Raw genomic sequence first — 24,880 nt, 5'->3', positions numbered from 1 at the left:
GGGGTGTTCTCTTGGAATGAGGTATCAAGACTGATTAACGCGGCCCCGAGCCGGGACCGCGCATACCTGTGATCAGGGCTGTTCGGTCGCGGGTTGGCTGTTACTCCGGTACGCACGAACACGCTCGATGTCTTCTGGTTCAATTTCCCAGGCTGCTGCGTCCACATTCATGTCTTTGAAACGGGCGGCATCAAAAACGGGTTGTTCGATCCCTTCAGCTAGCTGGTCGTCAAAGTCTTTGAGAATGCGAAGGCCTGGTTTGAACAGAGCGATCAAGGCAATCAGATTGACCAGGGCCAGGAGGCCCATGGTGACGTCAGCAAAGCCGAATACGGTGCCCAGATCTGTGGTTGCTCCCCAGCAGACCAGACCGATGATCGCAACGCGGAAGGTGTTGAAGAAGTTCTGGTTCTGAGTGCTGAAAAAATTGATGCTGTTTTCACCCAGGTAGTAGTTGTAAAGGATGGTGCTGAAGCCAAACAGCATCAACGCCACGCTGACAAAGCTTCGTCCCCAGTCGCCCACGTGATCGGCCAGCGCTGACTGAGTCAGTGCAACACCACCGACGTCGCTCAGGGCGGCCGGGTCATAAATGCCGCTCAGCAGAATGATAAAGGCGGTCGACGAACAGATGATCAGTGTATCGATGAACACCGAAAACGACTGCACCACACCCTGGTTGGCTGGATGGGGCACGTAGGCCACGGCCGCGACATTGGGCGCACTGCCCAGCCCAGCCTCGTTGGAGAACAGGCCACGCTTGACCCCCATCAGGATGGCCGCGCCAATGCCCCCGCCGACCACCGGCTCCAGACCGAAAGCGCTGTTGATGATCAGCATGAAGACGTCCGGAATACGCTCAATGTTCAGGGTAAGAACGGCGGCCGTGATTAGCAGATAGCTGCCAGCCATGATTGGCACAAGGAACTCGGCAACCCGGGCAATGCGTCGCACGCCCCCGAAGATGATCAGGCCTACAACCATCGCCAGTGCAATGCCGGTGTAAAAAACGGGAATGCCAAACGCATCGTCAACAGAGGTTGCAACCGCATAGGACTGGAGAGCGGTAAATCCAAAGCCGAACGTGAGCAGAAGCAAAACGGAATAGAGGCCGGCCATCCATTTCCAGCGCGCGCCAAGTCCGCGGGCAATATAATGGGCGGGGCCGCCACGATAGGTGCCGTCTGGCTCTGCGACCTTGTAGGTTTGTGCCAGAGAACATTCCAGGAAGCTGGTGGCCATACCCATCAGTCCCACGACCCACATCCAGAAGACCGCGCCGGGGCCTCCCAGGGTAATGGCGACGGCTACCCCAGCGATATTGCCCCCACCAACACGACCGGCCACAGAAAGCAGCAAGGCCTGGAAAGAGCTCAAGTGACCGTGCTTATCTCTCTGAAAGGCCTGGCTGGCGCTGAGAATACGGAACATGCGCCCAAAATACCGAAACTGCACGAAGCGGGAAGCAAGGGTGAATCCGATGCCGACGGTGACCAAAAGGGCAATCAGAACCTTGCCCCACAGCAATTCGTTGAGGAACTCCAACATAAGCAACTCCGAAGATGATTGTTGTTGTGCGAAGCTCTTATTTAACCAACCGGGTGCTCTTGCTAGAATTTGCGCATCGTTGCCAATATGGCGCGATATGTTGCGATAACAGCGTCAGGTAGCGCTAACGCGGTTTGGCGCACATGGCCCATAGACGAAACAACAGGGTTGCTCCCTATGCATCAGGATCTGGCTCAAAACCTCCGGCTGTTGTGCAGTTACTACAAATCCATCGCGGAGGTTTGCCGCCGGCTTGGCATCAATCGCCCGCAGTTCAACCGGTACCTTGGTGGCCAGCACAAACCCTCTGCGAACACGTTGCGGCGAATCTGCGAGTTTTTCGGTGTAGACGAGCAGGAGATTCTATTGCCCCACGGCCAGTTCCGGCGTGTGGTGGATGTGCGGCCGAAGATCAAGGCCCAGCCAGCGGAAGAAGAGGACATCCTGAGAGCGCACCTTGACCGGCTGGATCAAGAAGCCCGGACCGACGTGGATCACTATCTGGGTTACTACTATGAGTATTACCAGTCCATGTCGGCGCCCGGTAAGGTGCTTCGGAATCTGGTGTGCCTGGAGCGGCAGGGCGATCACGTGGTATTTCAACGAACGGAAAGAATGCGGGCAACTGTGAATGAGCCGCCGTGCCATAACCGCTACCAGGGTATTGCCTATCTGCTTACCGACCGGCTGTTCCTTGTGGACTACGAGACTCTCAACCGCCATGAGATAACCCAGACCATTCTCTTTCCCAGTTTCCGGAACAGGGTTTCCCGATTAACCGGGTTGAAGATAGGGGTTTCAGACAACAGCGAACGAATGCCCTGTTGCGCCCGAGTGCTTTACGAATACCTTGGGCAAAGCGTGATGGTGCGAAGGGCGCTCGCAAATTGCGGTTTGTATGACTTGGAAAGTGATCAGATTGAGCGGTCTATCCGCGAGGCAGTTTGCAATGATATGGCGCCCGAGGAATATCTGTTCCGGGCCCGTCACTAAAGGCAGGGAAGGGCAGCGGCAGCGCGCCACTGCCCGGGGTATTACTTGACGGCCAGGCGCGCGGCGTTCTTCTCAATGGTGCGCTCGCCGATTCCTTTCACGTTCGCCAGGTCTGCGGTAACCGCAAACGGACCGTTGGCTTCGCGATAGGCAACGATGGCTTCCGCCTTGCTCTGGCCAATGCCGTTAAGGCTGGCGAGGGTAGCCACATCGGCGGTGTTGATATTGATAGCGGCTTCCTGGGCGTAAGCAAAACCGGTAACCAGGCTGAACAGCAGAACGAGGGTTGCGAAAAGCGGTGTGCGCTTCATGGGTGTAAGCTCCTGAGGCTAATTTGCGTTATTGGTGTGGTGCCAGGGCGCAAAGCAGCAGAAGCGAAATGTAAGAAGAGAGCAGAAATGTCTGTGGGAGTGGGGAGTGCACGGACGGGACCACACTCCTTGTGATCCCCGATTCCGTGGCTGACCCCTGCCTGATCCTTCAGGCGTGCGACTCATCCTGAGCGCGTCTTCCCTGTGGTCATCCCTGTAAGCCCTGATCCTTTGGGCAACTCCTGAGCCGTGGAGGACTCTTCCCTGGAGTTCTCATCCTTGAGCCAACGTTCCTTGCTGGCTTGTCATCCCTGACACTGACCATTCTACTGGGGATCGAATTCCTACCTATCGGAAAATCGCTCCGGGGTTTGTGCGATATGTCTTACAGATTTGTAAGCATTTCGGCGCCAGCGCAAATGAACGCGAGTTCAGTATTTACGCGCCCTGGGAGGCAATTTGTTACCCGCTGCGATGGGCTTCAGCGGCCTCGCGAATCCGTTCCATGGTGATCTCGCGAACCGCCTTCTGGCTGGCCCGGATATGGTGGGTCAATCGATCCGCCGCCTCACTGGCCATGCCGTTGCGAAGCGCGTCCAGAATCGCGGCGTGTTCCACGTAGGTGGCGTCCACCCGGTCATCGCGAGTGAAGTCCAGGCGACGGATAATCCGGAGCCGGTCGGTGATCTCCCGGTGAATCCGCGTCATCTCCCGGTTGCCTGCCGCCGCCACCAGGTCACAATGGAAGCTCTCATCCAACGCCCGAACCGTGCTGCCCACGGCCCGCTCAGAGGGGTGATCCGGGTTCCAGATGGCGGTCAGCATGCGGATTGCCGAGGGTTCCTCATCCAGGCCACAGATCTTGTGCATCGCCGCCCGTTCCAGGGTAATACGCAGGTCGTACAGCTCTTCCACCTGCCGGAAATCAAACGGCTTCACCTGCCAGCCACTGCGGAACAACACCTCCACGTAGCCTTCCCGCTGCAATCGGTACAGGGCCTCCCGAACCGGCGTGCGGCTGGCTTTCAGGCGTGTGCCTACATCGCCCTCGCTGAATTTGTCACCAGGGATCAGGCGGAACTCAAAGATGTCGTCCTTAAGGGCTTCGTAAACCCTGTCTGCCATGGACTCTTTTCTTTTGGTGTTTGTTGCCATTCTTTTGTTCGCCCTCTTTTTCGGGTCGTCTTTTAAGCGGAGTATGGCCGCTGGTCCGGCTGGTGGGGTGCGGGTTTCAAAAGACGCCGTGAACCCATCCCTGGGGGCTTGATCGCAGCATCCATGCTGCTCACACTTTTGAAACCCGCACCCCACCAGCCGCCCCGACTCCCTTTGCCTGCCCCCATCGGCGCAACTCCAAAGCATGCGGCCAGAGGAGAACAATCTCCAAAGCCTGACCAAACCCTAGATCTTGATGCTCAACAGAGGCTCCCCGGGAGTCACGGCCTTACCAGGCTCAACATGCATGGCACTGATCTCCCCGGCCTGGGTTGCGTTTATCTCGAATTCCATTTTCATGGCCTCCACGATCACCAGCGGATCACCTTCGGCTACGGTATCGCCGGGCTTCACCAGGCACTTCCAGATGTTGCCGGCAATCTCCGCACTCACCAGCTCGCCGAATTTAGCCAGGTCGGATACGTCCGCTTTCGGTGGGGCCTTGGCCAGTTTATCCAGTTCCTCGGCTTCGCTGTCTTTCCACAGGGCCACCTCTTTAGCATAGGCCGCCTGCTGCAGTTCGCGGAATTCGGCGATGGAGTCGGCGTTGGCGTCGAGGAAGGCCTGGTGGGATTTCAGGTCGAAGGTTTCTTCCTCGATTTTCACGGTCAGCTGGCCGGCGCGGAATTGGTCGCGCATTTCGTCCAGTTCAGCTTCGGTCACCGGGTAGTAGCACACCTGGTCGAAGAACCGTAGCAGCCACGGGGCGCCTTCAGCGAACTGAGGGTTCTTCAGGTACTTGTTCCAGATCGGCAGGGTGCGGCCGACAAGTTGGTAGCCGCCGGGGGAGTCCATGCCGTAGATGCACATGTACACGCCGCCGATGCCCACGGTGCCTTCCGCCGTGTAGGTGCGGGCCGGGTTGTACTTGGAGGTGAGCATCCGGTGCCTGGGGTCCAGGGGCACGGCGCAGGGGGCGCCGAGGTAGACGTCGCCCAGGCCGAGCACCAGGTATCTCGCCGAGAACAGGATGTCGCGGACGGCCTCGCGGCTGGGCAGGCCGTTGATGCGTTGCATGAAGTCGACGTTGTTGGGCAGCCAGGGGGCGGTGTCGCGCACGGACTGGCGGTATTTATCCACCGCTTCGAGGGTGGCGCTGTCTTCGAAGGCCATGGGCAGGTGAATCACCCGGCTGCGGACTTTCAGTTCATCCGTGGGCGGCAGGGTGGCTTCCAGGTCCAGCAGGTACTCCATCAGCGCCGCCTGGGGCAGGATGCGGGCATCGTACCGCAACTGCAGGGAGCGCACGCCGGGCGAGAGTTCCAGCAGGCCGTTGGGTTGCACGTCGGCGATGGCTTCCATCAGGGCGTGGATGCGCAGGCGGAAGCCCAGGTCCATTACGTTGGGGCCGTATTCCAGCAGGATGTACTGGTCGCCGGCCTGTCGGTAGGTAACCTCCGGGCGGCCGTCGGTTTCTTCCAGGTGGGCGAGGATGGTTGCCGAAAGCCCGTTCTCCGGTGCCAGGTCTGGCTTCACCAGATCCACCATCGGCGGTGCCATCAGGCTCTTGATGGCCAGTTCCTGGCGTTCGGACAGTTCCACGGCGGTGTCGTTATCAATGGCCACGAAGCGGATGGTATCGCCGGGTTTCACCTGGCCGACTTTCCACAGTTCCGCCTTGGCGATGGTTACCGGGCAGACAAAACCGCCCAGGCTGGGGCCATCCTTGGTGAGGATTACGGGCATGTCGCCGGTGAAGTTGATGGAGCCGATGGCGTATTCGCAGTCGTGGATGTTGGACGGGTGCAGGCCCGCTTCGCCGCCGTCGGCCCGGGTAAACTCCGGCTTGGGGCCGTTCAGGCGGATGCCCAGGCGGTTGGAGTTGTAGTGCACTTCCCAGTCCTGCTCGAAGAACTTCTCGATGGACTTTTCGGTGAAGAAATCCGGTGCCCCGTGGGGGCCATAGAGCACGCCGATTTCCCAATGATCGGGGTAGTCGGGGATCAGGTCCGGGTCCGCCGGGGCGGGATCGTGTGTCGGTGCCGTGGTGGTGCAGGCCGGCAGGTTGATCTGGCTGATGCCGAGCATGTCGCCGGGGCGCAAGGGCCGGCCACCGTGGCCGCCGAACTGGCCGAGGGCGAAGGTGGAGCGGCTACCCAGGTAGACCGGCACATCAAAGCCACCGCGCACGGCGAGGTAGGTGCGACAGCCCTTGATGGCCTTGCCCACCGCCAGAACCTGGCCGGCTTTCACGGTGATGGGTTTCCAGAATTCCACCGGCTTGTCGTCCAGGGTGGCTTCGGTAAGGGCACCGGTGAGAGCGACGACCGAGTCCTTGTGGAACTTCAGGCTGGGGCCGATCAGGGTGGCTTCCAGGCCCGCGGCTTCGCTGTGGTTGCCGACGATTCGGTTGGCAATCCGGAAGGCGTAGTCGTCCATGGGGCCGCTGGGCGGCACGCCGATGTTCCAGTAGCCCACGCGGCCAGGGTAATCCTGCACTGTGGTGTAGGTGCCGGGCTTGACCACTTCGGCGACCGAGGGTTTGAACTCGAAGCTCTCCAGTGCCCGGGTGGAGACAAGGCCATCGGCAAAGCTCTGCTGGGCCACCACCTGGCGCAGGTAATCCAGGTTGGTGGCAATGCCCATCAGCCGGGTTTCCGCCAGGGCGGCTTTCAGTTTGGCCAGGGCCTCGTGCCGGTCTTTGCCGTGCACAATCAGCTTGGCAATCATGGGGTCGTAGTGAGCGGACACTTCGCTGCCGTTTTCCACCCAGGTATCCACCCGCACATCGTCTTCCGGCCAGTGCACGTCGGTCAGCTCACCGGGGGAGGGCTGGAAATCCTTCAGGGGATCCTCGGCATAAATGCGCACTTCCATGGAGGCGCCGTTCAGTTGCGGCTCGAAACCGGCCAGGTCCGGGCTTTCGCCAGCGGCGATCTTCAGCATCCATTCGATCAGGTCCAGACCGGTGACAGACTCGGTCACCGGGTGCTCAACCTGTAAGCGGGTATTCACTTCCAGGAAGTAGAACTCGTCCCGGTCGGCGTCGTAGATGTATTCCACGGTGCCGGCGGAGCGGTAATTCACCGACTGCCCGAGGGAGACAGCGGCATCCAGCATCTTCTGGCGAGTGGTGGCCGGCAGGTTCGGCGCCGGGGTTTCCTCCACCACTTTCTGGTTCCGGCGCTGCAGGGAACAATCCCGCTCGCCCAGGGCAACCACATTGCCTGCGCCGTCACCGAACATCTGCACTTCCACATGGCGGGCCCGGGCGATAAAACGCTCCAGGAACACACCGCTGTCGTTAAAGAAGCTCTGACCCTGGCGGCGCACGGTTTCAAAGGCGTCCCGCAGTTCGCTCTCGCTGTTGCAGCGGGTCAGGCCGATGCCACCACCGCCGGCGGTGCTTTTCAGCATCACCGGGTAGCCCAGCCGGTCGGCGGTTTGCAGGGCTTCGTCCAGGCTTTCCAGCAGGCCGCTGCCCGGAGCCAGGGGCACACCGGCGGCTTCCGCCAGTTCCCGGGCCCGGTGCTTCAGGCCAAACTCGCGCATCTGGTCGGGCGTGGGGCCGATAAAGGCAATGCCATCGGCCTCGCAGGCTTCTGCGAAGTCGGCGTTTTCGGAGAGAAAGCCATACCCCGGAATAATCGCCTCGGCGCCGGTGTGCTTGGCGGCCGACAGGATCTGGGCCTTGTCGAGGTAGGTTTCGCTGGCGCCGTTACCGGTCAGGGCTACCGATTCATCGGCCAGGGTTACATGCAGGCTATGGCGATCCTGGTGGGAATAGACAGCAACACTGCCAACGCCCATGGCCTTGAGGGTGCGAATGGTGCGGACCGCGATTTCGCCTCGGTTGGCGATCAGTACTTTGGTAAACATGATGGCGGTTCTCCTTATGCCGTGCCGGATTTAAGAGCGGTGATGTAAGAGCGCCAGCCGCCGAATTCGGTGACATCCCGGGCGCCTTCGAAGCCGTAGCCTTCACAGATAAAACCGTTTACCCAGCGGCCATCGGCCAGTTCCACATTGCCGATGCCCAGGGGCGCGGGAATCAGATCCACAAAGGAGCCGAAAGCCGAGGCGGGCATTTCCCAGACTTCCACGATGATTTGCTCACCTTCTCCTGCGGCTACCCGTTTCAGGCCGGGTTTGGGTGGTGTGGTGTTGGGCAGGGCGTAGAGCCGGTAATTGGCGGAGGTGGTGGTTTGCTCCAGCAGTACCGAGAAGCGCTCGGTGAGCTGGGTGTTCAGGGGCATGCCGCTGAGGTGAGCGCCAACCACCGCCACCTGAACCGTGGGGGTTGAAATGGCCGCGCCCGGGGTTTCTTCTGGGCGGTCTTTATCGGTGGCGCCCAGGGGCGTCGGGTGGGCGTTCAGCCACTGGCAGGCCAGGTGCTGCAGCTCGGTGTCTTTCCAGGCGCCGCTGATCAGGGTCACGCCGAAGGGCAGGCCGTCGTCCCGGAAGCCGGCGGGGATCGCCAGGGCGCTCATGTCTGCCAGGTTTACGAAATTGGTGTAGGTGCCCAACTGGCTGTTAAGGGTAACCGGGTCGGCGTTGACCGCTTCAATGGTGGGTGCGGTAGGCGCAGTGGGCACCAGCAGGGCATCCACATCGGCCAGCAGCTCATCAATCTGGCGCTGCAGCTCTTCCTTGCGGTACTGGGCCTTGAAGGTGTCCGTGGCGCTGAACTTGCCGGCGTTGCTGATAATGCCTTTGACCACCGGGTTCATATCATCGGCGTGGCTGGCCATGAACGCTTCCACGGCGGCGTGGCGCTCGGCCACCCAGGGGCCCTCGTAGAGCAGCGCCGCCAGTTCCAGCATGGGGCTGAAATCCATGGGAACCAGCTCAACATCCAGCCCGCGCCATTGGCTGATGGCGGTGTTCCAGGCCGCTTCAGCCTGCTGGTCACCGAACCACTGCGGATGTTCCGGAATGGCGAGCCGCCTGATCGGGCCGGGTCGACGAAGGGCGGGGCCGTCCAGGGGCAGGGCGTAAGGTGCCTTGCGGGAGAAGGCATCACCGGCGTCGAAACCGGTCATCACATCAGACACCAGCCCGGCATCATTAACCGTAAGTGCAAAGATGGAGACGCAATCCAGGGAACGACAGGCCGGCACCACGCCACGAATACTGAACTGGCCTTTGGTGGGCTTCAGCCCCACCAGGTTATTCAGCCCGGCAGGAACCCGGCCGGAGCCTGCGGTATCGGTGCCCAAGGCAAACGGCACCAGGCCCCGGGCTACCACGGAAGCCGAGCCGGAACTGGAGCCGCCGCTGACCACATCCGGCTTGAAGCTGTTGGGCACGGCGCCGTAGGGCGAGCGGGTACCCACCAGGCCGGTGGCAAACTGGTCCAGGTTGGTCTTGCCAATCACCACCGCGCCGGCGGCCTTCAGGCGGGCAATGGTGGTGGCGTCTTGTTCAGGGGTATAGGCGAAAGCCGGGCAGGCAGCGGTGGTTTCGAGGCCTTTCGCATCAATGTTGTCTTTCGCCGCGAACGGAACGCCATAGAGCGACAGCGCGGCCTTGTCGCCGCCGGCGGCTTCCAGGGTCTGGTCCAGTTCAACCAGGGCGGCGGCTAGGCCGTCGCCATCCAGCAGGGAAATCCAGGCCACATCTGTGGTATCCAGCCCCGTCAGTAACTCACCCAGCAATGACGCCGGCGAAGCGCCTTCTCTATAGGCGTTCTGCCAGTCCTTTATGGTCCATCCGAGTGTTGAAGGCATTGGTCGTCCTCATGTGCGTTATCAACTTGTATACATGTGGAATGGCAATGCCTGTGCCATTTGCGAAAAATTCTGAATAATTCATTAAAAACAGATGGTTAATGATTTCCGCTCCAGAAGTGCTCCGGCGCAGCGCGCCCAAGGCCGGTGCGGGCGCACCAAAACTGAACGGTAAAACAGGGGTTTGGCGGGGTGTTGATGGTCCCCTGGCAGCTTTGGTTTGGCTTGTATACTAGATAACTGGTTGTTTTGGCTGGATATACATGGAATGTGGAACAGCAGATGCAGTGGCTCCTGTGCGTTTCAAGACGAACTGCAACCTCGAACCCAAGACCCAACCAAAGAAAAGGACGCACAACATGAGCCTCAAAAAACACGTGAAACTGGGCCTCTCTGCACTCGCACTTTCCATCTCTTTCAATTCCGTGGCCGCTGAAGACCCCATCAAGGTGGGCATCCTGCACAGCCTCTCCGGCACCATGGCCATCAGTGAAACCGTTCTGAAAGACACCGTTGAAATGCTGATCGAGCAACAGAACGCCAAGGGCGGTGTACTGGGTCGCCAGATGGAAGCGGTTGTTGTGGACCCGGCCTCCAACTGGCCGCTGTTCGCCGAGAAAGCCCGGGAGCTTCTGGCCCAGGAAAAAGTCGACGTGATCTTCGGTAACTGGACCTCGGTTTCCCGTAAATCCGTGCTGCCGGTGGTGGAAGAGCTGAACGGCCTTCTGTTTTACCCGGTTCAGTACGAGGGTGAGGAATCCTCCGAAAACGTCTTCTACACCGGCGCTGCGCCCAACCAGCAGGCGATTCCTGCGGTGAACTACCTGATGAATGAAATCGGCGTGGAGCGCTGGGTACTGGCGGGCACCGATTACGTCTACCCGCGTACCACCAACAAGATCCTTGAGACCTACCTGATGGACATGGGTGTGGCCAAGGAAGACATCATGATCAACTACACGCCGTTTGGTCACTCCGACTGGCAGAACATCGTGTCTGACATCAAGCGCTTCGGTTCTGCCGGCAAGAAGACCGCCGTGGTTTCCACCATCAACGGCGACGCCAACGTGCCCTTCTACCGGGAACTGGGTAACCAGGGCATCGCGGCCTCCGACATCCCGGTGGTTGCTTTCTCCGTGGGTGAGCAGGAACTCTCCGGTATCGACACCGGCCCGCTGGTTGGCCACCTGGCCGCCTGGAACTACTTCATGAGCGTGGACAACGACGCCAACTACGACTTCATCGACCAGTGGATCGAGCACACTGGCAACGAGCAAGCGGTAACCAACGATCCGATGGAAGCCCACTACATCGGCTTCAACATGTACGTGGAAGCGGTCAAGAAAGCCGGCACCACCGACGTGGACGCAGTGAAAGACGCCATCATCGGCGTAACCGTACCCAACCTCACCGGTGGCTACGCCGCCATGATGCCCAACCACCACATCACCAAGCCGGTATTGATTGGCGAGATCCAGGACAACGGCCAGTTCTCCGTGGTCTGGGAGACTCCGTCTCTGGTTGCTGGCGATGCCTGGTCTGACTACCTGCCGGGCTCACGGGACATGATCGCCGACTGGCGCAAGCCCATGTTCTGCGGAACCTTCAACACGGCAACCGGCACCTGTGGTGCGTCTGCCGGCGAAATGGCGGCTGCTGACGAATAAGGCACAGCAACCGACATCGCAATACAGGCAACCCGGGGGTAGCGATGCTGCCTCCGGTTGCCACCCCGCACCACGCTTTCAACAGACAGGACACACTCATGAGCATCTGCCGATCGCTCACATTGCTGCTTATCGCCCTGGTTTGCCTGTTGTCGCTGCCCGCAACGGCGCAGGAAGACGACCCTGGCAAGGCCCTGCTGATCAACCTGGCAGACGCGCCAGCGAGCAAAGTGGAAGAGGCGGTGAACGCCATCGTCAGCAGCGGTGATGAAAGAGCCAGGGGCTGGCTCGAAGCCTACGGAAACAACCGCCTGAGCCGGGTAAAAGACACCGGGCAGGTGGTACTGGTACTGAATAACCGGGGCAGGGACTGGGAAATCGCCGATCCGCTGACCAGAGAGAACATGGGTGAAATGTCCCGCCGCGAGCTGGACAGAGTCGCCATCAATAACCGCATACGGGGCCAGCTTGAAGGCATATTGGCCATGCTGGACCTGAACGCCAAAGACCCCGATGTGCGTGAAGCCTCCGCACAGGACATGATGGGCAAAGTTGATGCCTCGCTGGTGGAGCCACTGGAAGCGCGGCTGGCGCTGGAAGAAGACGCTGGCGTACGCAACCGCATTGAAGAGGCCGTGGCCATTTACCGGGTGGGCGAGGGCAACCTGGAGGCCGTGGACGTGCTTGCCGGCAGTCTGCACCCGCGCGCTCGTGCCGCCCTGAACGAAGCGGCCCGCAGCGATAACGAGGCGCTGGCTGCGAGGGCCACCAAAGCCCTGGACAGCATCGAACAGAAACTGAAACTGAACCGCGCCGCCGAGACCCTGTATTTCGGGCTCTCCCTGGGATCGGTTCTGGTGCTTGCCGCCATTGGCCTGGCCATCACCTTTGGTGTGATGGGCGTGATCAACATGGCCCACGGCGAGCTGATTATGCTGGGTGCCTACACCACCTGGGGCATGCAGCAACTCTTCCCCGGCCAGCCCGGCCTGGCTTTGATTCTCTCAATTCCCGCCGGCTTTATGGTGGCGGCCACCGCTGGCATCATCATCGAGCGCAGCGTGATCCAGTACCTCAAAGGCCGCCCTCTTGAAACCCTGCTGGCCACCTTCGGCATCAGCCTGATCCTGCAGCAGCTGGTGCGCACCGTGATCTCCCCCCAGAACCGCACCGTGGTAACCCCGGACTGGATGAGCGGCTCCCTGGTGATCAACGACGCGCTTTCGCTCACGTTGAACCGCCTCTACGTACTGGCCTTCGCGCTGATTGTGTTCGCCGGGCTGATGCTGATCATGCGCAAGACCCGCCTGGGTCTGGAAGTGCGCGCCGTCACCCAGAACCGCGCCATGGCCCGTTCCATGGGCATCCGGGCCACCCGGGTGGACATCATGACCTTCGCCCTGGGCTCCGGCGTCGCCGGCCTGGCCGGGGTGGCGCTGTCCCAGCTCACCAACGTGGGCCCGAACCTGGGCCAGAACTACATCATCGACTCGTTCATGGTGGTGGTGTTCGGTGGCGTGGGTAACCTCTGGGGCACCCTCATTGCCGGGCTCTCCCTGGGTACCATCAACCAACTGCTCGAACCTTGGGCCGGTGCCGTACTCGCCAAGATCATCGTGCTGGTGTTCATCATCCTGTTTATCCAGAAACGGCCGAAGGGATTGTTCCCTCAAAAGGGCCGCGCAGCAGAAGGCTAAGTTATGTGGCTAACAAGACCCCTGCGTGAGCGATCCACGCAAATCTTTTTGGGTGTACTGTTCGCGGCCCTGTTGGTGGTGACTTTCCTTCACCTGTTCATGCCCCAGGACAGCGCCCTGCACGTGAGTGCCTTTACCGTCACCCTGCTGGGCAAATACCTGTGTTACGCCCTGCTGGCAGTGGCAGTGGACCTGGTGTGGGGCTACCTCGGTATCCTCAGCCTGGGCCACGGCGCCTTCTTTGCCCTCGGTGGCTATGCCATGGGCATGTACCTGATGCGCCAGATCGGCGACCGGGGCGTGTATGGCGACCCGGTGCTGCCAGACTTCATGGTATTCCTGAACTGGCAGGAGCTGCCCTGGTTCTGGCACGGCTTCGACATGGCCTGGTTTGCCTTCATCATGGTGCTGCTGGCCCCGGGCCTGCTGGCGCTGGTGTTCGGCTTCCTGGCTTTCCGCTCACGGGTAACCGGGGTATACCTCTCCATCATCACCCAGGCGCTCACCTTCGCCCTGATGCTGGCTTTCTTCCGCAACGAGATGGGCTTTGGCGGCAACAACGGCCTCACCGACTTCAAGGACATTCTCGGTTTCAACCTGCGCACCGACGCCACCCGCCTCGGGCTGTTCATCGCCACCGGCATCGCCCTGGCCATTGGCTACGTGATTTGCCGGGGCATCGTAACCAGCAAACTGGGCCGGGTGAGCGTGGCTTGCCGGGATGCCGAGGCCCGTACCCGCTTCCTGGGTTACCGGGTGGAGCGGGTGCAGCTGTTCGTGTTTGTGGTCTCCGCCATGCTGGCGGGTGTGGCCGGGGCGCTGTACGTGCCTCAGGTAGGAATCATCAACCCCAGTGAGTTCTCACCGCTGTTCTCCATCGAGATCGTTGTGTGGGTGGCCCTGGGTGGCCGGGCAACGCTCTATGGGGCGGTGATCGGTGCCATCCTGGTGAACTACGCCAAAACCGTGTTCACCGGCATCATGCCAGACGCCTGGCTGTTCGCCCTCGGCGGCCTGTTTGTGCTGGTAACCGTGTTCCTGCCCAAGGGCATTGCCGGGCTGCTGCAGAAACGCCGCAAAGCCAAAACCGATGACGACACACCCACCGGGCAGGAGGCCACCGCATGAGCATTTTTCAGGAACTGGCCGACCGCGAGCATGTATTCGAGTTTCTGACCCAGGTGCAATCGCCGGTGGACGTGCGCCACGGCCCCATTCTGTACCTGGAAGACGTGAACGTAAGCTTTGACGGCTTCAAGGCCATCAACAACCTCAACCTCACCATCGACGACGGCGAGCTGCGCTGCATCATCGGCCCCAACGGTGCGGGTAAAACCACCATGATGGACATCATCACCGGTAAAACCCGGCCGGACTCCGGCTCCGTGTGGTTCGGCAGCCGCCACAACCTGCTTACCATGAATGAGCCGGATATCGCCTCCCTGGGCATCGGCCGCAAGTTCCAGAAACCCACGGTGTTTGAAGCCCTCACCGTGTTCGAAAACCTGGAACTGGCCATGGCGGCAGACAAGCGGGTATTCCCCACGCTCACCGCCATCATGAAACCCGAATACCGGGACCGCATCGACGAAGTGCTGGAAATGATCGGCCTGAAAGACCTGCGGGACCGCCTCGCCGGCATCCTCTCCCATGGCCAGAAACAGTGGCTGGAAATCGGCATGCTGCTGATGCAGAAACCCCGACTGCTACTGGTGGACGAGCCCGTAGCGGGCATGACCGAACAGGAAATGGAACGCACCGCCGAACTGCTCACCAGCCTGGCGGGCAAACAGTCGGTTGTGGTGGTGGAACACGACATGGGCTTCGTGCGCTCCATCGCTCGCAAGGTGACCGTGCTGCACCAGGGCAGCGTGCTGGCCGAAGGCACCATGAACCAGGTCTCCAACGACCCGGAAGTAATCAAGGTTTACCTGGGGGAGGAGTCGTAATGCTGAAGATTGCAAAGCTCAACCAGTTTTACGGCGAAAGCCACACCCTCTGGGATCTGGACCTGGACGTACCCCAGGGCCAGTGCACCTGCGTAATGGGCCGCAACGGCGTGGGCAAAACCACCCTGATGAAATGCATCATGGGCGAGGAAACCACCAAGAACGGCAGCATTGAATTTGCCGGCGACGTGGAACTGACCAAAAAGAAGATTGAGGACCGATCACGCCTGGGCATTGGTTACGTGCCCCAGGGCCGGCAGATCTTCCCGCTGCTGACCGTGGAAGAAAACCTGCGCACCGGCCTGGCCGTGCGCAAGGACGGCAGCAAGAAAATCCCCGAGAGGGTGTATGAGCTGTTCCCGGTGCTGAAGGAAATGCGGCACCGCAGAGGCGGTGACCTTTCTGGCGGGCAGCAACAGCAGCTTGCCATTGGCCGGGCGCTGGTGATTGAGCCCAGGCTGCTGATTCTGGATGAGCCGGGGGAGGGGATTCAGCCTAATATTGTGGCGCAGATTGGGGAGGTTATTCGGCGGCTGATTGAGGAGGACGGGCTGACGGTGCTGCTGGTTGAGCAGAAGTTGCCGTTTGCGCGGAAGTATGCGGATCGGTTTGCGATTTTGGATCGGGGGAGGAGGGTTGCTGAGGATGAGATTGCTGGGTTGACGGATGAGTTGATTAAAAAGCATCTCACGGTCTAACCGCTTCCATGAGAGTCAGCTCTGTCTGGGAAGTGGGCTACTTTTTCGTATCGGATGGTTAAGGTTTGATTCCGTTCAAGAACATCGGAATGTAAATTGCGCAACGTCCCATTTGATTACTGTGTCATCTGCGTTGTTTTCGACGCCCCCGACACTCAGGAAAGCGCCGACTTCCTCCTGCGTCACGAAACCCTGGTCGCAGATCGCACTCGGCGTGGAAACCGGTCGCTTCCAGTACACACCGTCCGCAAAAAGTCTCCCTGAACGCGGCGTCAATCGGCGACCTGCAAAGCTTCTGCCTTCAGACAGAAACTGTTTGACCTCTCCCTGTGCATAATCGACGGCTTCCGCCGGCGACAGGATCCCCCTGAAAGCCGGGCCCGGAATCACCAAATCCGACCTGCTGATCATCAAAAATCTCAAAATCTCTGAACAGATGTAAGCTTCCCTGGACGGGATGGAGCGAGAGATTAAGAAAATACGCGGCGAACACCCCTTTGTTTTCGAGAACCTGGACACTGGAGAACGGCTAGAGACTTATTTCAGCTTCATTTTGGAGCGGGCATGCTGCCAGAGCGTCGGCCTGAGAGGATTGCCGAGAGTGCGTAACCGGATTGGATTTTGCGATCGAAGCGAACTTTGGAGGCAAAACCATGAAACTGAGTGGCTCTAACTGTCGGCCTGCTGCCGACCGCAGACACTGCCTTCTAGTCATCCCGGCCATGACAATCTGGCTGATGGTGTGCATATTGAGTAATTCTTGGCGACCGGTGCGGCTGTGGCCGTCGGCATTTATGCGTTGATAGGACATACGCGGGATGGGCAGGACTGACGCTTTTATCGATGGAAATCAGGTCGCCATTCCTTGGAATAACTGGGAAAAATCATCGGCAAAACATGAGGCTGCGTGGCACGGCTTCGCAACTTTTCCGCGCTTAGACTTTACGGAATTTTGTAACGAGAGCAGGCAGGAGGCGCCGGGATGGTCTAGCTTAGGTAGCTAAGTGCTATGGAAGCGCTGATTGTAAAAGACAATGGCCGATAGACTTAAGGCGCAGCATCGAAAGCCTTCGGCTTTGGCGGGCTTGGTGTTTGACGGAAAGTGCATGGAAGAAATCGTGGGATTTTTGGATAAATGGCAGACGCTGGCTGGCGCCACAATAAGCGGCATCATTGCGCTATTGGTGGCATTGCTTGTTGCCTATAAAGCTCGGCGCCAGGAGGACCTTTCTGCGGCAATGCTTTTGGTCGGCAATCTCGTCGCAGTAAGAACAGCAAGTCGAGCGCTAGAAGATTTGGCGAAAGAAGAAAGCATCTCTAACGAAAACCTACCTTATTGGTTGAGTGAAAAGCTGGTGAGGCGACGTATAGCGTTGTCGCCAATGTTTGAGGCTTCGCGTATCAGGCTGATGCCTGTTGATGTTCGCTTGGCTGCACACCTCGAGTTGTTCCAGATGATTTTTACAGACATTGAGGCCAAGCTAGATATGTTGACGAATGACTTTGCCGCATTCGACGCAGTGGAGCAGGCAACGAGAGATCCGGAAGTGTTAAAGGCCGATTGTCGAGCCATCCAAAAAGGGTTCGTAACAGCGGTCGCTCATGCCAAATGTGCGGAACGTATTCTAACGTTGAAAGTGTTGAGCAACTGGCCAACATTCCATACCGTGAGAATGATGTTGAAAAAGACAAGTGAAGAGAGAGCATGCAAAAACCGGTTAGAAAGGCCATAAGGCCAAACAACAAAACTCGACCGACTAAAAAAGCTGCGCGATTTCCCGTTGGCTTATTTTAGGCTTGTGCACAAATTGTATTCAGGCCATATATATTTAGGTAATTGCTGTATATATTTTATTCTAAAAGCATAAATAAGGATATCTCGTGACCCTCAGTATTCTGCATCTAAGCGATATTCACATTAAGAATGGCGATGAGTTGATTTTAAATAGACCTGATTTAGTTGCTAAATCTATTTACGACATCTCACGAGAAAGTGACTTGGTCCTTATTGTGGTTTCGGGCGATGTGGCATTCAGTGGTAAGAAAAATGAGTACGATTATTCGGATTCCTATTTAACTTGTATAAAAGAAAATATACAGAAAGACTGTGACGTGGATGTTGATTTTATTATTGCGCCTGGGAATCATGATTGCAACTTTGATGACTCAGACTCAATAAGAGATATAATAATTGACTCAGTAATATCGGATCCTAATAAAGCCAGAGATTATTCTGTTATTGAGAAGTGTACTTCCGTACAACGAAACTTTTTTGATTTCAGAGAAAAGTTGACGGATAAAAAACCTGTTTTTGATAGTAGTCTATGGACGAGCTACGTGCACGAGATCGGGGATGACAATTACATTTTTTCCGTGATCAATGTTGCCTGGATGTCACGAATATCTGAAGTTCAAGGTGATCTTGTATTCCCTACTGAAACATACCCTGAAGTGCTTGATGAATATGACGGAATTAAAGTTGCAATAATCCATCATCCCCTCAATTGGTACACACAAGAGACTTATCATCCGTTTCGAAAAATGTTACGTGAAAAATTCGATGTATTGATTTCCGGGCATGAGCATATTCCCACTTCAAGCGATGTTGTTTCGAGTAGTAACCGGTCTTTGGTTTTTGAAGCTGCGGCTCTAAATCCCCATGAGGACGTTGATTCTGGATACTCCTCGATTCATATTAGTGCCAAAGCTAGAAAAATATTTGAAAGAAAATTCTTGCTAAATGGCTTGGAGATTAAAGTTGTAGATGAGAATGAATTTGATTTCGATGATATTTCTGGCAGAAATGAAAATAAAAAGTTAAAAGCTAGCTTTATAGAGACTATTACCGACGCCGGCGGTCCATTCACCCATCCAGATAAAAGTGAAATTTTCGCGAATGATATTTTTATATTTCCAGAGCTAGAAAGAAAAATTGATGGGCCGAAGGAAACGATGGATTCATCGAAACTTGTCCCAGTAAAGGGCGTTGAAAAAAAGATATTGATTCTTGGCGAAGAAAAGTCTGGGAAAACCTTTCTCTTTCAGAAATACTTTATTTATGCGCATGAAAATGGTCTGGCTCCACTCTTCGTTCGTTCAGGTGATATAAAGAGTCAAAATGAAGCAGGTTTCAAAAAGGCAATATCGTCTGCGGCTGCTCGCCAGTATATAGATGTTGGTGAATTTGAAGGGAGCAGTTTAGAGGATCGGGTTTTATTCCTAGATGATATTGATGGGTTAAGAGGCGGTGCTAAAAATAAGTATAAACTTCTTTCTTTTCTCGATAGGCAGTTTGGGAGTATATACTTGAGCGGAAGCGAAGACATCGAGTTATCTGAGTTGGTAGACATGGATGCGGCGAAAGCGCTTGAAGACTTCGACAGTTATTCTATTAAAAGTTTCGGGCACCGCATGCGTCACAAGCTAATAAAGAATTGGTGTTTATGTGGCTCGATCGAGACGAACAAACAACTTGATCAAAGGGTTCATGGCATAGAGACGCTGTTAAATACAGTAATCGGAAAGAATTTGGTTCCGCCGCGACCGCTATACCTACTAATACTATTGCAGAGTTGTGATAGTAATAACGAAGGTGATTTAGAAAGTTCTGGGTTTGCATATTATTATCAGTATTTAATAACAAAGAGCTTGAAAGAGCATGGCGTTCGCAATACTGAGTTAAACGAAATTTTCAATTACCTTTCGCAGCTGGCATGGTTTTTCAAAAACGAGGGGGTTGATGAGGTAGATGTCGATAAGTTGAGGTTGTTTAACCAAGCTTTTTGTAAAAAGTATACGACTGTCGATTTTGATTCAAGAATAAAGCTATTGGTCCACTCTAAGATTCTGAGTAATTTTGGTAAATCATATTTCTTTCAATATCCTTATATTTATTATTTCTTTCTGGGTAATTATTTGGCAGTAAACATTTCCGACTCTGAAGTAAGGGATTTGGTCTTAAGTTGTTGTCGTACCCTTAATTCTAGGGAGTGCGCTAGTACCATTTTGTTTTTGTCACATCATGTTAGTGATACTTGGTTGGTAGACCAGATAATGACCTCTCTTAACCAGTCCTTTGGAGACTCCACTCCTATTATGCTTGGAAAGGATGTGGAGTCTCTGAATAGTTTGGTTGATTCGTCAATTGAGTTGATTATTTCGGATATAAATGTACCTGAGGCGCAAGAGCAGCAACGTCAGGTTGCAGATCATGTTGAGGATAATGAGCAAGATGGCACGGAGGACGGCCCAGAGGAAGTGAAAGAAATAGTTGCGGAACTTCAGCATCTTCTTAAAACCTCTGAAATACTTGGACAGATAATCAAGAATTACTATGGTTCGCTTGAACGTGAGAAGAAGAAAGACTGTCTAAAGGAAGTTTTTGAAGGCCCTCTGAGGATGCTTAGATTTATTTTTGATAAGCTGCTAAGAGATCCGCAGCTTTTTGTTAAAGAGTTAGAGACAACGTTGGAAGAACGGGGAGAGGGAAAAAGTTCCGCCGACAGGGAAGCCATAGCTAGAAAAGTTGCTTTTAATATTATCGGCATGATTTGTACTGGAGTTGTTTTAAAGACAGGGCAGTTCGTCGCCTCGGATAAATTAAATGAAGAAATCTCTGAACTTGTTCTAGAAAATCCCTCTAATTCTTTCGATTTGATTGAAGCCGCTTCGAGACTTTCTCGACCGGGCGCGCTGCAAGTACCGAAATTGACCAAGCTTTCAAAAAGTTTGGAGAAGAATAATTTTGCATTTACGGTTTTTCAATCACTGATTGTTTATTATCTTCATATGTTTCATACCTCTGAAAAGGAAAAGCAACAGCTTTGTCAGATCGCAAAAATTAAGTTAAGTGCCGCACGCTCAATAGGTTATGGAAAGGGTTTGGAAAAGAATTCTTAGTCGGGGACATGAAACCGGGACAGATTTATTTATTCTGCTGGAAACCAGTAATCAGATAGTTTGGAAGTCATAGGTGCGCCTCAGGATCCATCCTTTGGTGCAAGACCCGAAGAATGATAACGGACTGATTGTGCGTATCCTTTTCCATTCTGAGATAAAACTGATGGGGTGAAGATTTACCTTCCCTTGCAAGCGGATAGGTAGCGATTCCGGACCGGATGTCAGACCTGTGTTTCAGAAGTGGCGCCAGGTTTCCGGCTTCTTCAAGCTCCCTAATCGCCCTTTCGATTTGCTCGATATATCTATTCAGTTGCAGTGTGCCGAATTCTTCAAGGGTGGTTTCGAGAATATCGTCGAGATCGACTAGAGCAGCATCTGTGAGAATAACCTTCCATGGTTTCATCGTAATCAGGTATCCCGTTTCTTCCTGATGGCTTGCTCCGCACGCTCAGAAAAGTAGGTAGCGAACTCGTCACCCGTAAATGTTCTGGTTCTGCCAGCCTCCAGGTCTTCCTGGCCCGCATCGATGGCGGCTCTCAGGTCGTTCATTTTGGTGACATATCGGGACTCGGCTTCCTCGACCATTCTCAGACCGGCTCTAAGTACCTCGCTCGCATTTTGATAACGGCCCGAGGCAACCAGGTGATCGACTACCTGGGATTGATGGTCCGTCAGTACTATGTTTCTCGTCGCCATGAGGGTGATCCTGTCAGCATTACATTGGCATAATATGCCAATGCATCGGTTTCCTGTCTAGGAGGAAACCAATAACAGGGACCAATAACCATAACCGGGACAGATTTATTTTCCCGATTTATTTTCCCTCCCTGGAGACAGGTTCCGCGGCCTTTTCCGGAAAGATATCCTCGCCGCCGGCAATACCGGTCAGCTCGGACACTCAGCCAATGCCGGTGATCATGGGGTCACCCCATTCTTCGAAATACACGCGTGGTCGGTTGTGTTTGGGCTTTTCCTTCCGGGCTTTCTCTGGCCGCACTATATCTTGTAATTCCTCTCGCGGGTCATGCCGCGAGATCCGAACGGTTAACGGGAGCCACACATTGGTTTACCGTGTAGTTAGATGAATGCGATGCAAACAAGGGAGAGGGCGATGATGGCACCAGGTGATCAGCTTCGCGTGTTCTACGATGGCGCCTGCCCGAGCTGTGTCAAGGATCGCAGGCTCTATGAGCGACTCGCGGGCAGGACCGGCGAATCGGTGGAGTGGGTGGATATCACCGGCCGTGATGAGGAGTTGAAGGAATGTGGTATAGACCCGCAAGCAGCGCTTCAGGAGCTCCATGTGGAGGATGGCCAGGGCAACATCCACCGCGAACTGGATGCCTATATCCTGTTGATGTCGCGGGTCTGGCTGCTGAAACCGTTTGCCTGGCTGATTGGTTTGCCGGTGATTCGGCCAGCGCTGGCGAAGCTTTACCACAAATGGGTGAGCGTGCGGCTGGAGAGAACCGGGCGCATGCCGGATTCAAAGGAAACGCAGAGAAGCATCGAAGCGCGCAAGGCCGAGGTTGAAGCTGAGGAAAGCGCGGAGGACAGAGAGACGTGGTAGGGGGCTCGGAAACCGGAAAACCGGGACAGATCCCTTATTGCGGTTATTTGGGTAAACTGGCCCGTTTTTCCGGAGACATTCTCTTTTCCCACTCAGCCTCATCGCTTGGCGCTGGCAAATTTGATATTGAAGCAATGAGCTATCCTGAGACTCTCGACCTTCAAGCATGCGAGCCAAACAATGATCGAAACGCCCCTGGAATTTCAGAGCGACGGTACAACCTGTCGCGGTGTTCTCTATACGCCGGATGCCGACAGTAAAGGGTTACCGTGTGTCGTCATGGCCCATGGTTTTGGGCTGACTCATGCCAGTGGTCTGGCACCGTTCAAAGAAGCTTTCTGCAATGCGGGATACGCGGTCTTTGCCTTTGACTACCGCCATTTCGGTGACAGTGATGGCCAGCCACGGCAGACGCTGAGCCCCCGGAAGGAAGTGGCAGATTGGCTGGCGGCACTGGGTTTTGCGCGGCAGCTGGATCGTGTCGATGGCAGCCGCATTTGCCTGTGGGGAACGTCGTTTTCTGGCGGGCTCGTGATTGCGGCCGCGGCAAAGGATGGAAACGTGCAATGCACCATCTCTCAATGCCCGATGATGGATGGTTTGGCGTCTTTGCTGGGGGTTGTCGGTTATGCCGGCCTCATGCAGGCGATGCGACTGACCTGGCACGGAACGGTTGACTGGCTTCGTCGTGGGCTGGGGATGTCTCCCCGATATATTGCGTCGGCCGGCCGCCCCGGCGAGTTCTGCGGTCAAAGCGGCCCAGAGAATGCCGAACGCGGAAGTGAAGCACTATCCGGTGGGTCATTTTGATGTCTATCGGGGCGAAGCTCTGGATCGGTCCATCGAAGATCAGCTGGATTTCCTGTCCCGGTTTTTCAAACAAATCGGAGCCCGAAGTGATTAAGCCCAGTTGTTACAGTTGCCGAAAAAGATTTGAGCCGTCTGAGCTCCGGGTCTCTTACTCGAAAAACTACTGTGAACGCTGCGGTGTTGGTCTGTTTGGTGAGGATTATTTCAGTTTCAACGCCAAGCCCGCCCCAACTATCCGAAAGAACCTGGCTGTCCATTTTGCAGTGCTTCTTTTCGGGGTTGCTGGTTTGTTGTTATGGCTTTTGACTGACTGGTGAAGTGAAAACCGGGACAGATCTATTTTCAGCCCTACACTTCCAGACAACAGTTATCTTCTCAACTGTCAGAGTGGGAGAGTCACAATGCAGGACTACGAACTCTATTACTGGGGCCTGACGTCTGAAAACAACAGAAGTGGACCTGGAGTCCTCTATGAAAACCGCCCAACGCCGCGGCAGTTCTCTTCCCAGCCCTGATTTTGCGCGCCTGCAGGGTGTCTGGCGTTCCCAGGGTTACGGCACTGTGTTGCTGATCGAGGAAGATTGGTACACCCTTTTTGAAGAAACCAGCATCAGCTGCCTGAAGATTCATGCGGGCAGTATTGAAGAACTTGGCCACTATTACGAAGATTTGGCGGTATCCCCTGGTGGCCAGGCGTTCAGTGCCCATCGGGTAACTGGCGTAGCACGTATCAGATTCCGTCGCCTGAAAGGATTGCCCGCCAGTGTCACTGAAAGTCACAGGCACAGGGCAAAGGATCCGCAATACAACTTTGACGTTTTCTGGCGAACCTTTCACGAGCAATACGCTCTGTTTGAACTCAAGGGTGTGGCCTGGGACCGGGCGCATCATGACTATAATCCCCAGATTAACGCGAACACATCACAGGAAACGCTCTTTGCCATCATGGTTGCGATGCTACGGCCCCTGAAGGATGGCCATATTCGTCTGCATTCACCCTGGGGTCATTACAGCGCCGGTGCCCAGCCGGCGCTCTTCAGGCGGCTGACACAGGAACTTGAAGACGCCAATGATGACCGGGAGCTCACCAGCTACCTGGGCGATCTCAAAGAGTTGGCGCGTGACGTGATCCATGAGAATTATCTCGCAAGCTCCGTTAGCCATGGCGGCAACCGGCTGGTGGAGTGGGGGCGCCTTAATGACCTCATCGGTTACCTGAATATCCGTGCCATGGCCGGGCAAAGCGGCAAGTCAGGCAAACCGGCTGCGGATCTCAGTGCGGTCGATAGTGTGATGAAGAGGGTGCTGGCAGATGTTGGCGAACTCCCCAATCTGGTGGTCGATCTTCGCAATAATGGTGGGGGGTACGATGGTGTCGCACTGCGCTTTTCAGCGTACCTGATGGATCGCAAACGGCTGGCTTTCACCAAGTCAGCCCGTCATGGCAATGGATTCACCGGAAAGCAGTCTGTCCATATCACGCCTGTCAATGAGACTTACCAGGGCAACCTGTTTGTGCTGACCAGCGAGCTAACGGCCAGTGCCGCAGAAATCTTCGTGCTCTCATTGCTGCAGCATCCCCGTCTTACTCTTATTGGCGAGCCTACCCAGGGCATCCTTTCCGACACGCTCGAGCGCCATCTGCCAAATGGCTGGCACCTGACCTTGTCCAATGAAATCTACCGGGCCTACGATGGTGAGATATACGAAGATGTCGGCATCCCGCCACACATCCGTCTCAAGTACCTTGGCCGAAAAGGGCGCGAGGAAGGCAAAGACCCGATGCTGGAGCGGGTAATTAAGCTGGTCGGCGGGTGATGGTTGAAGTATTAATCAGAAAACCGGGACAGATCT

The 24,880-nt window shown here is 56.0% G+C and carries 18 protein-coding genes; 11 read left to right on the top strand and 7 right to left on the bottom strand.

Annotated elements, in window-relative coordinates; all coding sequences use genetic code 11:
- Positions 1–72 precede the first annotated feature (72 nt).
- Complete coding sequence (locus ACO06L_RS09035) at positions 73–1,548, bottom strand: alanine/glycine:cation symporter family protein (protein WP_202347817.1); 1,476 nt, start codon at positions 1,546–1,548, stop codon at positions 73–75.
- A 177-nt stretch (positions 1,549–1,725) separates the two neighbouring features.
- On the opposite strand from ACO06L_RS09035, the gene ACO06L_RS09030 reads away from it, so the two are divergent.
- Positions 1,726–2,541, top strand: a complete 816-nt coding sequence (locus tag ACO06L_RS09030; RefSeq protein ID WP_202347816.1) for a helix-turn-helix domain-containing protein — start codon at positions 1,726–1,728, stop codon at positions 2,539–2,541.
- Between the two features lie 41 nt (positions 2,542–2,582).
- On the opposite strand, the gene ACO06L_RS09025 is transcribed toward ACO06L_RS09030, so the two are convergent.
- The 4 genes from ACO06L_RS09025 to atzF all read right to left on the bottom strand — a co-directional run bounded on the left by ACO06L_RS09025 (position 2,583) and on the right by atzF (position 9,736).
- Positions 2,583–2,852, bottom strand: coding sequence for a ComEA family DNA-binding protein (locus tag ACO06L_RS09025; protein WP_202347815.1), 270 nt, complete (start codon positions 2,850–2,852; stop codon positions 2,583–2,585).
- Between the two features lie 462 nt (positions 2,853–3,314).
- Positions 3,315–3,977, bottom strand: coding sequence for a GntR family transcriptional regulator (locus ACO06L_RS09020; RefSeq protein WP_227716029.1), 663 nt, complete (start codon positions 3,975–3,977; stop codon positions 3,315–3,317).
- Positions 3,978–4,253: 276 nt separating this feature from the next.
- Positions 4,254–7,886 carry an urea carboxylase gene (gene uca, locus ACO06L_RS09015; protein ID WP_202347813.1) on the bottom strand — a complete coding sequence of 1,211 codons (3,633 nt, stop codon included), beginning with the start codon at positions 7,884–7,886 and terminating at the stop codon, positions 4,254–4,256.
- Positions 7,887–7,900: 14 nt separating this feature from the next.
- The gene (gene atzF, locus ACO06L_RS09010; RefSeq protein WP_202347812.1) at positions 7,901–9,736 is read right to left on the bottom strand and encodes an allophanate hydrolase; all 1,836 of its coding nucleotides are present in this window, start codon (positions 9,734–9,736) and stop codon (positions 7,901–7,903) included.
- 359 nt (positions 9,737–10,095) lie between these two features.
- On the opposite strand from atzF, the gene urtA reads away from it, so the two are divergent.
- The 7 genes from urtA to ACO06L_RS08975 all read left to right on the top strand — a co-directional run bounded on the left by urtA (position 10,096) and on the right by ACO06L_RS08975 (position 20,646).
- Positions 10,096–11,403 carry an urea ABC transporter substrate-binding protein gene (gene urtA, locus ACO06L_RS09005; RefSeq protein WP_202347811.1) on the top strand — a complete coding sequence of 436 codons (1,308 nt, stop codon included), beginning with the start codon at positions 10,096–10,098 and terminating at the stop codon, positions 11,401–11,403.
- A gap of 98 nt (positions 11,404–11,501) precedes the next feature.
- Entirely contained in the window at positions 11,502–13,100 is a 1,599-nt protein-coding gene (gene urtB, locus ACO06L_RS09000) for an urea ABC transporter permease subunit UrtB (protein ID WP_202347810.1), read from the top strand.
- Between the two features lie 3 nt (positions 13,101–13,103).
- Complete coding sequence (gene urtC, locus ACO06L_RS08995) at positions 13,104–14,228, top strand: urea ABC transporter permease subunit UrtC (protein WP_202347809.1); 1,125 nt, start codon at positions 13,104–13,106, stop codon at positions 14,226–14,228.
- Positions 14,225–15,049, top strand: a complete 825-nt coding sequence (urtD, locus tag ACO06L_RS08990) for an urea ABC transporter ATP-binding protein UrtD (protein ID WP_336144589.1) — start codon at positions 14,225–14,227, stop codon at positions 15,047–15,049. Before urtC ends, urtD begins: the two co-directional genes overlap by 4 nt.
- Positions 15,049–15,747 carry an urea ABC transporter ATP-binding subunit UrtE gene (gene urtE, locus ACO06L_RS08985; protein WP_202347807.1) on the top strand — a complete coding sequence of 233 codons (699 nt, stop codon included), beginning with the start codon at positions 15,049–15,051 and terminating at the stop codon, positions 15,745–15,747. Before urtD ends, urtE begins: the two co-directional genes overlap by 1 nt.
- Before the next feature lie 1,106 nt (positions 15,748–16,853).
- A complete protein-coding gene (locus ACO06L_RS08980) occupies positions 16,854–17,480 on the top strand; it encodes a hypothetical protein (protein ID WP_202347806.1) in 627 nt (208 codons plus the stop codon).
- Positions 17,481–17,628: 148 nt separating this feature from the next.
- A complete protein-coding gene (locus ACO06L_RS08975; RefSeq protein ID WP_336144590.1) occupies positions 17,629–20,646 on the top strand; it encodes a metallophosphoesterase in 3,018 nt (1,005 codons plus the stop codon).
- 67 nt (positions 20,647–20,713) lie between these two features.
- Here ACO06L_RS08975 and ACO06L_RS08970 read toward each other — a convergent pair whose 3' ends face one another.
- Positions 20,714–21,049 (bottom strand): type II toxin-antitoxin system RelE/ParE family toxin, encoded by a 336-nt coding sequence (locus tag ACO06L_RS08970; RefSeq protein WP_202348248.1) that lies wholly within the window; start codon positions 21,047–21,049, stop codon positions 20,714–20,716.
- A 5-nt stretch (positions 21,050–21,054) separates the two neighbouring features.
- Complete coding sequence (locus ACO06L_RS08965; protein WP_202348249.1) at positions 21,055–21,342, bottom strand: type II toxin-antitoxin system ParD family antitoxin; 288 nt, start codon at positions 21,340–21,342, stop codon at positions 21,055–21,057.
- A 415-nt stretch (positions 21,343–21,757) separates the two neighbouring features.
- Between ACO06L_RS08965 and ACO06L_RS08960 the strand changes: the two genes are divergently transcribed.
- The 3 genes from ACO06L_RS08960 (at position 21,758) to ACO06L_RS08950 (ending at position 24,844) form a co-directional block, all read left to right on the top strand.
- A complete protein-coding gene (locus tag ACO06L_RS08960; RefSeq protein WP_227716105.1) occupies positions 21,758–22,216 on the top strand; it encodes a thiol-disulfide oxidoreductase DCC family protein in 459 nt (152 codons plus the stop codon).
- Between the two features lie 180 nt (positions 22,217–22,396).
- Positions 22,397–23,026, top strand: coding sequence for an alpha/beta hydrolase (locus ACO06L_RS08955; protein ID WP_202348250.1), 630 nt, complete (start codon positions 22,397–22,399; stop codon positions 23,024–23,026).
- 471 nt (positions 23,027–23,497) lie between these two features.
- Positions 23,498–24,844, top strand: coding sequence for a S41 family peptidase (locus tag ACO06L_RS08950; RefSeq protein ID WP_202348251.1), 1,347 nt, complete (start codon positions 23,498–23,500; stop codon positions 24,842–24,844).
- Positions 24,845–24,880: the final 36 nt, after the last annotated feature.

Source organism: Marinobacter sp. (genome assembly GCF_965229985.1).
Taxonomy (GTDB): Bacteria; Pseudomonadota; Gammaproteobacteria; order Pseudomonadales; family Oleiphilaceae; genus Marinobacter.
Note: the sequence above shows the minus strand (reverse complement) of the source record. Positions and strands in the feature narration are given on the sequence as shown.